This is a genomic window from Microbacterium paraoxydans, from assembly GCF_019056515.1.
In the GTDB taxonomy this organism is placed as follows: Bacteria; Actinomycetota; Actinomycetes; order Actinomycetales; family Microbacteriaceae; genus Microbacterium.
In genome coordinates, this window is the sequence record NZ_CP064873.1 from 730,312 (window position 1) to 741,795 (window position 11,484).

13 protein-coding genes are annotated in these 11,484 nt (G+C 70.6%); 6 read left to right on the forward strand and 7 right to left on the reverse strand.

The window, feature by feature from the left end:
* Positions 1 to 34 precede the first annotated feature (34 nt).
* From IZR02_RS03415 to IZR02_RS03435, 5 genes are all read right to left on the reverse strand, one after another.
* A complete protein-coding gene (locus tag IZR02_RS03415; RefSeq protein ID WP_025104456.1) occupies positions 35 to 1,126 on the reverse strand; it encodes an ABC transporter ATP-binding protein in 1,092 nt (363 codons plus the stop codon).
* The gene (locus IZR02_RS03420) at positions 1,123 to 1,914 is read right to left on the reverse strand and encodes an ABC transporter permease (protein ID WP_025104455.1); all 792 of its coding nucleotides are present in this window, start codon (positions 1,912 to 1,914) and stop codon (positions 1,123 to 1,125) included. Before IZR02_RS03420 ends, IZR02_RS03415 begins: the two co-directional genes overlap by 4 nt.
* Complete coding sequence (locus IZR02_RS03425) at positions 1,911 to 2,849, reverse strand: ABC transporter permease subunit (RefSeq protein WP_025104454.1); 939 nt, start codon at positions 2,847 to 2,849, stop codon at positions 1,911 to 1,913. The genes IZR02_RS03420 and IZR02_RS03425 overlap by 4 nt, the downstream gene beginning before the upstream one ends.
* Positions 2,846 to 3,985 (reverse strand): ABC transporter substrate-binding protein, encoded by a 1,140-nt coding sequence (locus IZR02_RS03430; RefSeq protein ID WP_025104453.1) that lies wholly within the window; start codon positions 3,983 to 3,985, stop codon positions 2,846 to 2,848. Before IZR02_RS03430 ends, IZR02_RS03425 begins: the two co-directional genes overlap by 4 nt.
* Positions 3,986 to 4,120: 135 nt before the next feature.
* A complete protein-coding gene (locus IZR02_RS03435; protein WP_025104452.1) occupies positions 4,121 to 4,636 on the reverse strand; it encodes a GNAT family N-acetyltransferase in 516 nt (171 codons plus the stop codon).
* 105 nt (positions 4,637 to 4,741) lie between these two features.
* On the opposite strand from IZR02_RS03435, the gene IZR02_RS03440 reads away from it, so the two are divergent.
* Positions 4,742 to 5,515: a sulfite exporter TauE/SafE family protein gene (locus tag IZR02_RS03440; protein ID WP_029989621.1), complete on the forward strand. Its 774-nt coding sequence runs from the start codon at positions 4,742 to 4,744 to the stop codon at positions 5,513 to 5,515.
* Between the two features lie 103 nt (positions 5,516 to 5,618).
* On the opposite strand, the gene aspS is transcribed toward IZR02_RS03440, so the two are convergent.
* The gene (gene aspS / locus IZR02_RS03445) at positions 5,619 to 7,397 is read right to left on the reverse strand and encodes an aspartate--tRNA ligase (RefSeq protein WP_025104450.1); all 1,779 of its coding nucleotides are present in this window, start codon (positions 7,395 to 7,397) and stop codon (positions 5,619 to 5,621) included.
* Positions 7,398 to 7,529: 132 nt separating this feature from the next.
* On the opposite strand from aspS, the gene IZR02_RS03450 reads away from it, so the two are divergent.
* Both IZR02_RS03450 and IZR02_RS03455 read left to right on the forward strand, forming a co-directional pair.
* Positions 7,530 to 7,919 (forward strand): DUF5684 domain-containing protein, encoded by a 390-nt coding sequence (locus IZR02_RS03450; protein WP_025104449.1) that lies wholly within the window; start codon positions 7,530 to 7,532, stop codon positions 7,917 to 7,919.
* A 1-nt stretch (position 7,920) separates the two neighbouring features.
* Complete coding sequence (locus IZR02_RS03455) at positions 7,921 to 8,562, forward strand: histidine phosphatase family protein (protein WP_025104448.1); 642 nt, start codon at positions 7,921 to 7,923, stop codon at positions 8,560 to 8,562.
* A gap of 66 nt (positions 8,563 to 8,628) precedes the next feature.
* On the opposite strand, the gene IZR02_RS03460 is transcribed toward IZR02_RS03455, so the two are convergent.
* Positions 8,629 to 9,522: an NAD(P)/FAD-dependent oxidoreductase gene (locus IZR02_RS03460; protein ID WP_025104447.1), complete on the reverse strand. Its 894-nt coding sequence runs from the start codon at positions 9,520 to 9,522 to the stop codon at positions 8,629 to 8,631.
* Between the two features lie 55 nt (positions 9,523 to 9,577).
* Between IZR02_RS03460 and IZR02_RS03465 the strand changes: the two genes are divergently transcribed.
* The 3 genes from IZR02_RS03465 to IZR02_RS03475 are packed head-to-tail and all read left to right on the forward strand — an operon-like array spanning position 9,578 to position 11,472.
* The gene (locus tag IZR02_RS03465) at positions 9,578 to 9,982 is read left to right on the forward strand and encodes a MerR family transcriptional regulator (RefSeq protein WP_025104446.1); all 405 of its coding nucleotides are present in this window, start codon (positions 9,578 to 9,580) and stop codon (positions 9,980 to 9,982) included.
* Between the two features lie 55 nt (positions 9,983 to 10,037).
* A complete protein-coding gene (locus tag IZR02_RS03470) occupies positions 10,038 to 10,688 on the forward strand; it encodes a TlpA family protein disulfide reductase (RefSeq protein ID WP_081811601.1) in 651 nt (216 codons plus the stop codon).
* Positions 10,689 to 10,704: 16 nt separating this feature from the next.
* On the forward strand, positions 10,705 to 11,472 hold the full coding sequence (locus IZR02_RS03475; protein WP_025104444.1) for a cytochrome c biogenesis CcdA family protein: 768 nt from the start codon (positions 10,705 to 10,707) through the stop codon (positions 11,470 to 11,472).
* Positions 11,473 to 11,484: the final 12 nt, after the last annotated feature.

Consider the following 11,484-nt stretch of genomic DNA (forward strand, 5'->3'; position numbering starts at 1 on the left):
AGCCGGGGGTCTCGACGTGAACCCGGGGTCTCGGTCAGCCGCGGGGGCGCGCGACCACCGGGGCGGGGGTCACCGCGATGCGGACGCGGTCGCCGAACGACGGGTGCACGGCGGGATCGTGCTGCACGCGGACCAGCTCGCCCGACTCGGTGCGCACGAGGGTCCGCCGCATGCTGCCGAGGAACGTGCTCTCCTCCACGAGGGCATCGGTTGCGGCATCCTCCGCGGAGGTGAAGCGGACGTTCTCCGGACGGAGGTACACGTCGACGGGGCCGTCGGCGGGGGTCTGCAAGGGGAGACGCTGCCCCCACACGACGACGTGCTCGCCGCCCGCGACGCCGGACACGACGCTGGAGAGGCCGACGAACGCGGCGACCTCGGCGGTCGCGGGAGTCGTGTACAGCTCTTCCGGGGAGCCGATCTGCTCGATGCGACCGGAGTTCATGACCGCGATCCGGTCCGACACCGCGAGGGCCTCCTCCTGGTCGTGCGTGACGAAGACGGTCGTGATGCCCAGCCGCAGCTGAATGCGCCGGATCTCGTCGCGGAGCTGCACGCGCACCTTGGCGTCGAGAGCCGACAGGGGTTCGTCGAGCAGCAGCACCCGGGGTTCCGTGACGAGGGCGCGAGCCAGGGCGACCCGCTGCTGCTGTCCGCCGGAGAGCTGATGCGGGAACCGGTCGGCGAGGTCGGCGAGGCCCACGAGGGCGAGCGCATCGAGGGCACGCCGCGCCGCCTCGGTCGTGCCGACACCCCGACGACGGAGCCCGAAGGCCGTGTTGTCGACGACGCGGAGGTGCGGGAACAGCGAGTACGACTGGAACACCATCCCGATGTCGCGCCGGTTCGTCGGCACGCGCGAGACTTCTCCGCCGCCGAGGAGCACCGTCCCCTCCTCGGCGCCCTCGAGTCCCGCGAGCACGCGGAGTAGCGTCGTCTTGCCACAGCCGGAGGGGCCGAGCAGCGAGACGAACTCCCCGGGGGCGATGTCGAGGTCGACGCCGTGCAGCACCCTCGTGCCGCCGTAGCTCTTGACGATGCCGTGGAGCTCGACCCGCGTGCCGTCGCCGGCCTGGGCGAGCAGCAGGTTGTCCTTGGTGCGCGGGAGTGCGTGATCGAGGGTCATGAGCGGGCCTTTCGCGGACCGCGGGCGACGCGGCCGATGAGCAGGAGCAGGAGGAAGACGAACGACAGGGCGAGCAGCGTGAAGATCGCGGGCGCATACGGGTCTTGCTTCTGCACGACGACCATCGCCGTCTGGAAGACCTGCCGGTTGAGGAGGGACGCGATCGTGAACTCCCCGAGCACCACCGCGATGGAGATCAGTGAGGCGGCGAGCAGGCCCTGGCGGAGGTTCGGCGCGAGCACACGGAGCACGACCGTCGGCCAGCCCGCCCCGAGCGAGCGCGCCGCCTCGGACAGCGTGCGCAGGTCCGCGGCATCGATCGAGGCCTGGATCGAGCGGAAGGCGAAGGGGAGGACGGTGACGCCGTAGGCGAAAGCAAGGGTCCAGGTGCCGGTGCCCACGGTCCGACCGATCTGCAGGTAGATCGGCGCGAGCCCCACGACGAGCACGATCGCGGGGATCGAGATCGGCAGGAGCGCGACGAACTCGAAGGCCGCCTTGAGCCGCGGGAAGCGGAGGTTCACGAGGATCATCGTGGGGGCCAGGAGGAACAGCACGATCGCCACGGTCACCACCGCGAGGATCAGCGAGTTCCCGAGCCCCGTCCAGAGGGGCTTCAGGGCCGCCGACGCCGCGGGGTCGAAGAGGGCGGCCCAGTGCGCGAACGAGAGGCCGTCGGTGTCGCGCAGCGTGAAGAGGAACGTCGACACGAGCGGCACCGCGAAGAACGCCCCGACGACGATGCCGATCACCGCACGGGTCGCGCGGGACGGGGCGAGGCCGTTCATGCCTGCCACCGCGAAGCCCGTCGCTGGACGAGGGAGTACAGCGCCATCACGACCCCGACCACGATGATCATGCCGAGGGCGAGAGCGCCGGCGAGGTTCTCCCGACCGAGCAGGGTCTCGCTCGTGAGCGCCGTGCGGATCTGCAGCGGGACGATCTGCGAACCCTGACTCGCAAGCGCCGCGGCCGTGGCGTACGAGGAGAACGCGTTCGCGAAGAGCAGCAGCAGGCTGGCGAGGAACGACGGCGCCAGCACCGGGAGGCCGATCCGCAGCCAGAAGCTCGCCCTGCTGCCCCCGAGGGTGAGGTTCGCCTCGACCCACTGCGGCTTCAGGGCGGCGAGGGCGGGCAGGAAGGTGATGACCATGAGCGGCACCTGGAAGTAGATGTACGGGAGGATGAGGCCGGGAAGCTCGTACAGCCACGTGCCCTCGGCGAAGATGTCGATGCCGAACGTGTCGCGGAGGAAGACCGTGACCACGCCCTGGATGCCGATCGTGGCGATGAAGGCGAAGGCGAGCATGACGCCGCCGAACTGCGCGAGGACCCCGGCGGCCGCGTCCACGGAGCGCCGCACGACGCCGTCCGGGTTCATGCCGAGCAGAGCGTAGGAGACGAGGGCGCCGACGAGGGCGCCGACCGCTGCGGTGAGCAGCGACAGCCCCGCCGAGTTCGCGAAGGTCGTGAGCACGACGGGGTCGCCGAGGGCGGCGACATTCGTCCAGGTGAAAGCACCGTCGCCGTCGAAGAACCCGGAGCCGATCGCGAGCACGGTCGGCACGGCGAGGAAGAGTAGCACGTAGGCGGCGAACGGTACGAGCCCCAGCCACGCCACGGACGGCGCCGACCGCCGGGCCCGCGTGTGCGACGCGGGTCCGGCGGCGGTGGCGGGGGCGGACGCCGCGGCCTCCACCCCCGGTGCGACGACGGTGGTCACTGGACCGCCGCTGCCCACTTCTCGCCGAGCAGCGTGCCGGCGTTCTCGGACTGCTCCTCGGTCGGCACGACGGTCTCCTCCGGGACCTCGGGGAGAGCGGCCGCGAGCTTCTCGTCGATCGTGCCGGCCTCGGTCATCGCCTCCATGCGCACCGGACGGGCGCCGCCCTTCAGCCACAGGTTCTGCACCTCGTCGCTGTAGAGGAACTCCTGCCACAGACGCGCGGCGGCCGGGTTCGGAGCGTCGACGTTGATGGCCTGGTTGTAGTAGCCCGCGTAGCCGGTGCCGTCGAAGACCACGACCTTCCAGTCCGGGTTGTCGGCCGTGTGGGCCGCGTTCAGGTAGTCCCAGTCGAAGACCACGGGGGTCTCGCCGCTGGCGACGGTCGCGGTCGTGACGTCGACCTTGAGGAGGTTCCCGGCCTTCTGCAGCTCGGAGAAGAAGTCGATGCCCGGCTGGAAGTCGTCGAGCGTGCCGTCCGACTGCACGGTCGCCAGGCCCACGGCGGCGAAGGCCGCTCCGGCCTGCGTCGGGTCGCCGTTGATGGCCACGGCGCCCTTGTAGTCGGCGGAGAGGAGATCGGACAGCTCGGCCGGCGCCTCGAAGGCCGAGGAGTCGTAGCCGATCGACATGTAGCCGCCGTAGTCGCCGACGAAGAGGCCGGTGGGCTCCTTCAGCTCGTCGGGGATGTCGTCCCAGGTCTGGACCTTGTACGGGGCGAAGGTGTCGGTGTTCTGCAGGGCGACGGTCAGGCCGAGGTCGAAGACGTCGGGAGCGGTGTCGAGGCCCTTGTTCGTCTCGGCCGCCTGGATCTCCTCGGCGCTGGAGACGTCGGGCGAGGCCTCGTTGATGGTGATCTCGGGGTACTTCTCCGCGAACAGGTCGAGGATCTCGCCGTAGTTCGCCCAGTCGCGGGGGAGGGCGATGACGTTGAGCTGACCCTCCTCCTTCGCGGCCGCCTCCAGGTCGGCGAACGAGCCGAAGTCCTCGACGGAGGTCGCGCTCGCCGCGTCCACGGCGTCGTCACCGGCGGCCGGGGTGTCGGTCGCGGAGGCGCAGGAGGTCAGAGCGATGACGGCCGTGGTGGCCAGGGCGATGCCGGCGCCGATGCGTGCGCGGCGGATGGAGCGTGCCATGAGTGTCCTCTCGGTGTCCGGCGCTGTGAGCCGGTGTCGGGTTGCGAGAGGACACTACGAGTCCGAGGTAGCCACGCGGAGCGGTGCGGGTGAACGGTCGGTGTCGGGCGGGTGGCGCGGGGATGCGCTCCGGATTCAGCGCTGCGGGACGGTGTACTTGAAGCCGCGGTGCGAGCCCACGTAGCCGAGGCGCTCATAGAACCGGTGCGCGTCGGTGCGGGCGGCGTCGGAGGTGAGCTGCACCATGGCCGCACCGAGGGCGGGCGCTGCGGTGTCGCCGACCCAGCGCATGACCGCGGAGCCGATGCCCGAGGACCGGAGGTCGCTGCGCACCCGGACCGCCTCGACGAGCAGCCGCCGAGCGCCGCGGCGCGCCATGCCGGGGATCGAGGTGAGCTGGAGAGTGCCGACCACCGCGCCGCCGAGGTCGATCGCGAGGAGGTCGTTCGACGGGTCGGCCAGGATCTCGCGGAGGCCGCGCTCGTACGCCGAACGGTCCTCGTCGGACGCCACATCTCCGCGGGCGGCGCTGATCGGGTCGTCGGCGAGCAGCGCGATGACGGCGTCGGCGTCGGCCTCGGTCGCCCGCCGGAGCACGGCGTCCCCGCTCCTCGACGCGAACGGATGCGGAAGCGGGAGAGCGGCGAGCATGAGCCCAGTCTGCCAGCGGTGGATGCGGGACGGCGCCCGCGGGTCTGGAATCATGGCGGAGTGGATATCGGCAGCCTCCTCGGACTCGAGCAGCTCACCTGGGGGATGCTCATCCTCATCATCGTGGCGGCGTTCAGTGCCGGGTGGATCGACGCGGTCGTCGGCGGCGGAGGGCTGCTGCAGCTCCCGGCGCTGCTCCTCATCCCCGGTATCGCCCCGGTCCAGGCGCTCGCGACGAACAAGCTCGCCTCCGTGTTCGGGACCGCGACCAGCAGCATCACCTACTACCGCCGCGCCAGGCCCGACCTCCGCACAGCTCTGCCGATGGCGGTGATCGCGTTGATCGGCTCGTTCGGGGGCGCGGCGGTCGCCACGGTGCTGCCCCCGGCCGCCTTCAAGCCCATCATCGTGATCGCGCTGCTGGCGGTGGCCCTGTTCACGGCGCTCCGGCCGCAGCTCGGGGCCGCGACGCAGCTGCGCTTCCACGGGCACAAGCACCACATCATGGCCGGGCTGGCCGGGCTCGGCATCGGGTTCTACGACGGGATGATCGGTCCGGGCACGGGCACCTTCCTCGTGATCACCCTCGTCGCGCTGCTGGGCTACGACTTCCTGCAGGCGAGCGCGAAGGCCAAGATCGTGAATCTCGCGACGAACGCGGGGGCGCTGCTCCTCTTCATCCCGCACGGCTCGGTGCTGTGGCTGCTCGGGGGCATCCTCGCGGTCGCGAACGTCGGCGGCAGCTACCTGGGCTCGCGGATGGCCATCTCCCGCGGCACGACGTTCATCCGCGTGGTGTTCCTCGTCGTCGTGGTGGCTCTCATCGCGAAGCTCGGCGTCGACGTGTGGAACGAGAACCTCGCCCCCCTCTTCGCCTGATTCCCCCTTTTTCTCTTCGCCGAGACCCCGGGTACGCGACGAGACCCCGGGCTGCCAGCGGCAGTGTCCCGGGGTCTCGGCGGCAAGACGGGGTCTCGGCGGGTCAGGCCTCGTCCTCGGGAGTGAAGTCCACACCGGCCTCGGCGCGCTGCTCGGGGGTGATCGGCGCGGGAGCGGAGGTGAGGGGATCGAAGCCGTTCCCGGACTTCGGGAAGGCGATGACGTCGCGGATCGACTCGGTCTTCGTCAGGTGCTGGAGCACGCGGTCCATGCCGAGTGCGATGCCGCCGTGCGGGGGAGCGCCGAACTTGAACGCGTCGAGGAGGAAGCCGAACTGCTCCTGCGCGACCTCGTCGCTGATGCCCATGACCTCGAAGACCCGCTTCTGGATGTCCTCGCGGTGGATGCGGATGGACCCGCCGCCGAGCTCCGAGCCGTTGCACACGATGTCGTACGCGTAGGCGAGGGCCGAACCGGGGTCGGTGTCGAACGTGTCCTCGAACTCGGGCTTCGGACCCGTGAACGCGTGGTGCACGGCCGTCCAGGCACCCGCGCCGACCGCGACGTCACCGGAGGCGACCGCGTCGGCGGCCGGCTCGAACATGGGGGCGTCGACGACCCAGGTGAAGGCGAACTCGTCCGGGTTCAGGTAGCCGAGGCGACGGCCGATCTCGACCCGCGCGGCGCCGAGCAGCGCCCGGCTCTCCTTGGTGGCACCGGCGGCGAAGAACACGCAGTCGCCCGGCTCGGCGCCGACGAACTCCGCCAGGCCCGCCTGCTCGGCTTCGGACAGGTTCTTCGCGGCGGGGCCGCCCAGGGTGCCGTCCTCGTTGAACAGCACGTAGGCGAGACCGCGCGCGCCGCGCTGCTTGGCCCAGTCCTGCCACGCGTCGAGCTGCTTGCGCGGCTGGCTCGCGCCGCCGGGCATGCGCACCGCGCCGACGTACTCGGCCTGGAACACGCGGAACGGGGTGTCCTTGAAGTAGTCCGTCGCCTCGACGAGCTCGAGTCCGAAGCGGAGGTCGGGCTTGTCGGAGCCGTACTTCGCCATGGCGTCCGCGTACGTCATCCGCGGCAGCGGGGTCTGCACCTCGACGCCGATCGTCTTCCACATCGCCACGATGAGCGACTCCATGAGGGCGATCACGTCCTCCTGGTCGACGAAGCTCATCTCGATGTCGAGCTGCGTGAACTCGGGCTGACGGTCGGCGCGGAAGTCCTCGTCGCGGTAGCAGCGGGCGATCTGGAAGTACTTCTCCACACCGCCGACCATGAGCAGCTGCTTGAAGAGCTGCGGCGACTGGGGCAGGGCGTACCAGCTACCCGGGTGCAGACGGGCCGGGACGACGAAGTCGCGGGCGCCCTCCGGCGTGGAACGGGTGAGGGTCGGGGTCTCGACCTCGGTGAAGTCCTCGGCGTGCAGCACGTCGCGGATCGCCTTGTAGACGTCGGACCGCAGGCGCAGCGCGGAGGCGGCGGCCGGGCGGCGGAGGTCGAGGTAGCGATACTTCAGGCGCGCCTCCTCGCCGACGGTCTCGGTGTCGGCCAGAGCGGTCGAGACCTGGAACGGCAGCGGCGCCGACTCGTTCAGCACCTCGACGTCGGCTGCGATGACCTCGATCTCGCCGGAGGGGAGGTTCGGGTTCGCGTTGCCCTCGGGGCGTCGCGACACCTCGCCGGTGACCTTGAGGACGAACTCGTTGCGCAGCGGGTGGGCGATCTCCTCGTCGCGGATGACGACCTGGGCGATGCCCGACGCGTCCCGCAGATCGATGAAAGCGACGCCTCCGTGGTCACGACGACGATCGACCCACCCGGTGAGGGTGACGGTCTGACCGATGTTCTCGGCGCGCAGGGAGCCTGCGGAGTGGGTGCGCAGCACGGAGGATTCCTCCCGATCCGGGGAAAGATGAACCCGCCCAGTCTACGCGGGCGTCCCGGCCCTTCCCGGCCGGGTCGCCAGCGCGGAGCAGCGGCACCTCAGTAGGATCGCCACGACGAAAGGCGGACCCCCATGCACCTCTCCATCTCGGACGGCAACGGCCTTCCCGACCTGTTCGGCGCGATCTTCTCCGGCACGACGGGACTCATCGCCCTCATCTTCTACATCCTCGTCGTGGTCGGACTGTGGAAGGTCTTCACGAAGGCGGGGTACCCCGGCATCCTCGCGATCATCCCGATCGTGAACGTCGTGTTCCTCGTGAAGATCGCCGGGATGTCGGGCTGGTTCGCCCTGCTCTACCTCGTGCCGATCGCGAACTTCATCCTCGGGGTCATCGTCGCGTTCAAGCTCGGCGCGCGCTTCGGCAAGGGCGGGGTGTTCTCCTTCTTCCTGCTGTTCCTGTTCCCTTACATCGGCTATCTGATCCTCGGGTTCGGCGACTCCCGCTACCGCGAGGTCTGACGTGGCGGCATCACTTCTGCACCTCGTTCGCCACGGTGAGGTGCACAACCCGTCCCGCGTGCTCTACGGACGGCTGCCCGACTACCACCTCAGCACCGCGGGGGAGGAGATGGCTCAGGCGGCGGCGGAGCACGTGGCGGGGCTCGGCGATCCGGTGACCGCCCTGTTCGCGTCACCGCTCGAGCGTGCGCAGGAGTCGGCCGCCCCGTTCGCGGAGGTGTTCGACCTCGAGCCCGAGACGGACATCCGTCTGATCGAGCCGACGAACGTGTTCGAGGGCACCCGGATGCGGCGGTCGCTCATGAACCCGATGAACTGGTGGCACCTGCGTCAGCCGTCGCTGCCGAGCTGGGGGGAGCCGTACGCCTCGATCGCGGAGCGCATGCTCGGTGTGATGGACGAGGCATGGACGGCCGCGGCCGAGATCCCGACCGCGGGGGACATCGTGATGGTGTCGCATCAGGCGCCGATCTGGATCACGCACCTCCGGGTCGCCGGCCTGCCGCTGCAGCACGACCCGCGGACCCGCCGCTGCGCCCTGTCGAGTGTGACCTCGTTCGCGCGCGTGGGCGACGTCTGGCGCGAGGTCTCGTACGCCGAGCCCGCCGCGACCGGCGGTGCTGTCGACGTCGGGGCCGTCTGACCCCCGTTCGAATCGCCTGAATGGCCCCATCCGGCCCGTAAATGGGACCAATCGGGCGATTCGAAGTCAGAGGGACTGGAGCACCCCCACCGCGGCGAGCTGTCCCGCGGCGGCGGCGAGCAGGACCGAGGCCATCGGGCCGGGGAGGGTCGCGCGATGGGCGAGGTCGCCCGCCGCGAAGACCCCCGGAAGCGACGTCCTCCCGAACTCGTCGATCTCGATCGACCCCGACTCCAGGAGCCGCAGTCCGAGTTCCGCGGCGAAGGGCGCCCGGTGCCGCATCGTGCCGGAGGCCACGAACACCCCCGCGACGTCGAGGTCGCCCTCTGCGCTGCGCACCCGCACCCCGTCTCCGTGTGCGGCGACAGCCTCGACCGGAGCGGAGGCCACCCGCCCCCCGAGCTCCTCCAGCGCGGTACGGTCCTCCGCCGCGAACGGCTCGCCCACCGGGACCACCGTGATCTCGCCGACGATACGGCCGAGCAACCCGATCAGATGGGCCGCCCGGGGAGCCGCCCCGAGGATCGCGATCGGCTTCCCGGCGTGCTCGTGTCCATCGCAGAACGGGCAGCTGAAGACCCGGACGCCCCACAGTTCGGCGAGACCCGGCACCGGCGGGAGGTCGTCCGCGACGCCGGTCGCCAGGATCACCCGTCGGGCGTCGGCCACCGACCCGTCGGCGAGGCTCACCGAGAAGCCCGTCTCCGCGTCGCCCGAGATCCGTTGTGCCGCGACGTCCCGCGTCTCGACGTCCGTATAGGCCGCGAGCTCCGTGCGGGCCTGGGCGCGGAGGTCCGCCGGGGCCTTCCCGTCGGCGCCGATCATGTTGTGCATGTGTCGCACGGTGCCGTTGCGGTACTCGCCCGAGTCCAGCAGGAGCACGGGCCGGTGCATCCGTCCGAGGGTCAGCGCCGCCTGGAGTCCGGCGGGGCCAGCACCGATCACGATCGCGTCGTACATGGGGGTTCCCTTCTCGCGTCTTGCGTTCGGCACCAGTCTGTGACTTCATGTCAACATGAAGTCAAGCGACGCGCACCCGTGGTCCGTCGGCGAGGTCGCCGCGCGGTTCGAGATGCCGACGAACGTGCTGCGGCACTGGGAGACCGTCGGACTGCTCCGGCCGCCCCGCGACCCGGCGGGCCGGCGTCGGTACGGCGAGGACGAGGTCGTGCGCATCGCCGTCATCCAGCGCAGCAAGGCCGCCGGGATGAGCCTCGACCAGATCGCCGTGCTCCTCGACGACGGCAGCGCCGGGCGGCATCAGGTGCTGCAGCAACATCTCGATGACCTCGACCGGCGGATGGAGGAGATGCGGCGATCGCGGGAGATGACCGAGCACGCCATGGGGTGCCGGGCGCACGACATCGCGACCTGTCCGCGGTTCCGCGCCGGGGTGGACGACGTGCTCGCGCGCTTCTGACTCCCCCCGGGGGTACCCGGCCGATGCATAGGAAGCTCTGCGTAAACTCGGAGACGTGTCCCGCGCTTCCAGGATTCACCCGATCCGCAACGGCCGCCCCTCCCGTCTTCGGCCCCTCGGCCGCCTGGGCGGAGCCGCGCTCGCTGCGGTGCTCGCCGTCGGTCTGAGCGCCTGCGCCCCCGACGCCGTGAGCGAGTCGTTCCTGAACGGCGAGAACACCGGCTACGTCGCCGCCGACGGCGCGATCGTCGAGATCCCCGTCGCCGAGCGCGGGGAGCCGGTCGAGTTCGCCGGGGTCACGGAGCACGGCGAGGACTTCGACAGCGCCGACATCGCCGGGAAGGTCGCGGTCGTCAACTTCTGGTACGCCGGCTGCGCCCCGTGCCGCGTCGAAGCCCCCGACCTGGAGGCCGTCTGGCAGGAGCACAGCGACGCGGACGTGCAGTTCATCGGCATCAACACGCGCGACCAGGCGGACACGGCTGTCGCGTTCGCCGACGAGTTCGGGATCACGTACCCGAGCCTCATCGACGTCGACACCGCCCAGGCCAAGCTCGCCTTCGCCGAGGTCGTGCCGATCTCGGCCACCCCCACCACCCTCGTGCTCGACAAGCAGGGTCGCGTCGCCGCGAAGATCATCGGGCCGATCGACGGCACCTCCGTGCTCTCCACGCTCGTCAAGGACGCGCTGGCGGAGGACTCCTGATGTCCGCGAGGTCGTCGTGAACCCCGACGCGATCATCGGATCCGGAGCCCTCTGGATCGCGGTCCCGGTGGCGATGCTCGCCGGACTCGTCTCGTTCCTCTCGCCGTGCGTGCTCCCGCTCGTTCCGGGCTACCTCGGCTTCCTCGGGGGAGCCGTCACGCCGCGGAACACCTCGACGACCGGCGACGGCGCCACCCAGACGGCGACGCGCAGCCGCCTGGTCCTCGGCGTGCTGCTGTTCATCCTCGGCTTCACCGTGGTCTTCATCCTCTACACGGTGCTCGGCGGCACCGCCGGCGTGTTCCTGCTCCAGTGGGGCGATCTCATCACCCGCATCCTCGGCGTCGTCATCATCGCGATGGGCCTGGTCTTCCTCGGGCTCTTCGGGTTCGCGCAGAAGGAGCTCCGCTTCCACGTCGACTCGAAGGCCGGGATGGTCGGGGCTCCGCTCCTCGGCGTCGCGCTCGGCATCGGCTGGGCGCCCTGCATGGGCCCCACGCTGGCCGCCATCCTCGCGCTCTCCTTCAACGCGGGCGACCCCGTGCGCGCGGGCTTCCTCGGCCTCGCGTACTCCCTGGGCCTCGGCATCCCGTTCCTGCTCGTCGCCCTCGGCTTCGGCTGGGCGACGAAGGCCATCGGGTTCCTGCGCCGCCACATCCGGGTCGTGAACATCCTCGGCGGCGTGCTGCTGATCCTCCTCGGTGTCCTGATGGTCACCGGCCTGTGGACCGACATCATGTCCCGATTGACGGCGGTGATCGGCAGTGTCATCCTCCCGCTCTGACCGCTCCGAGAC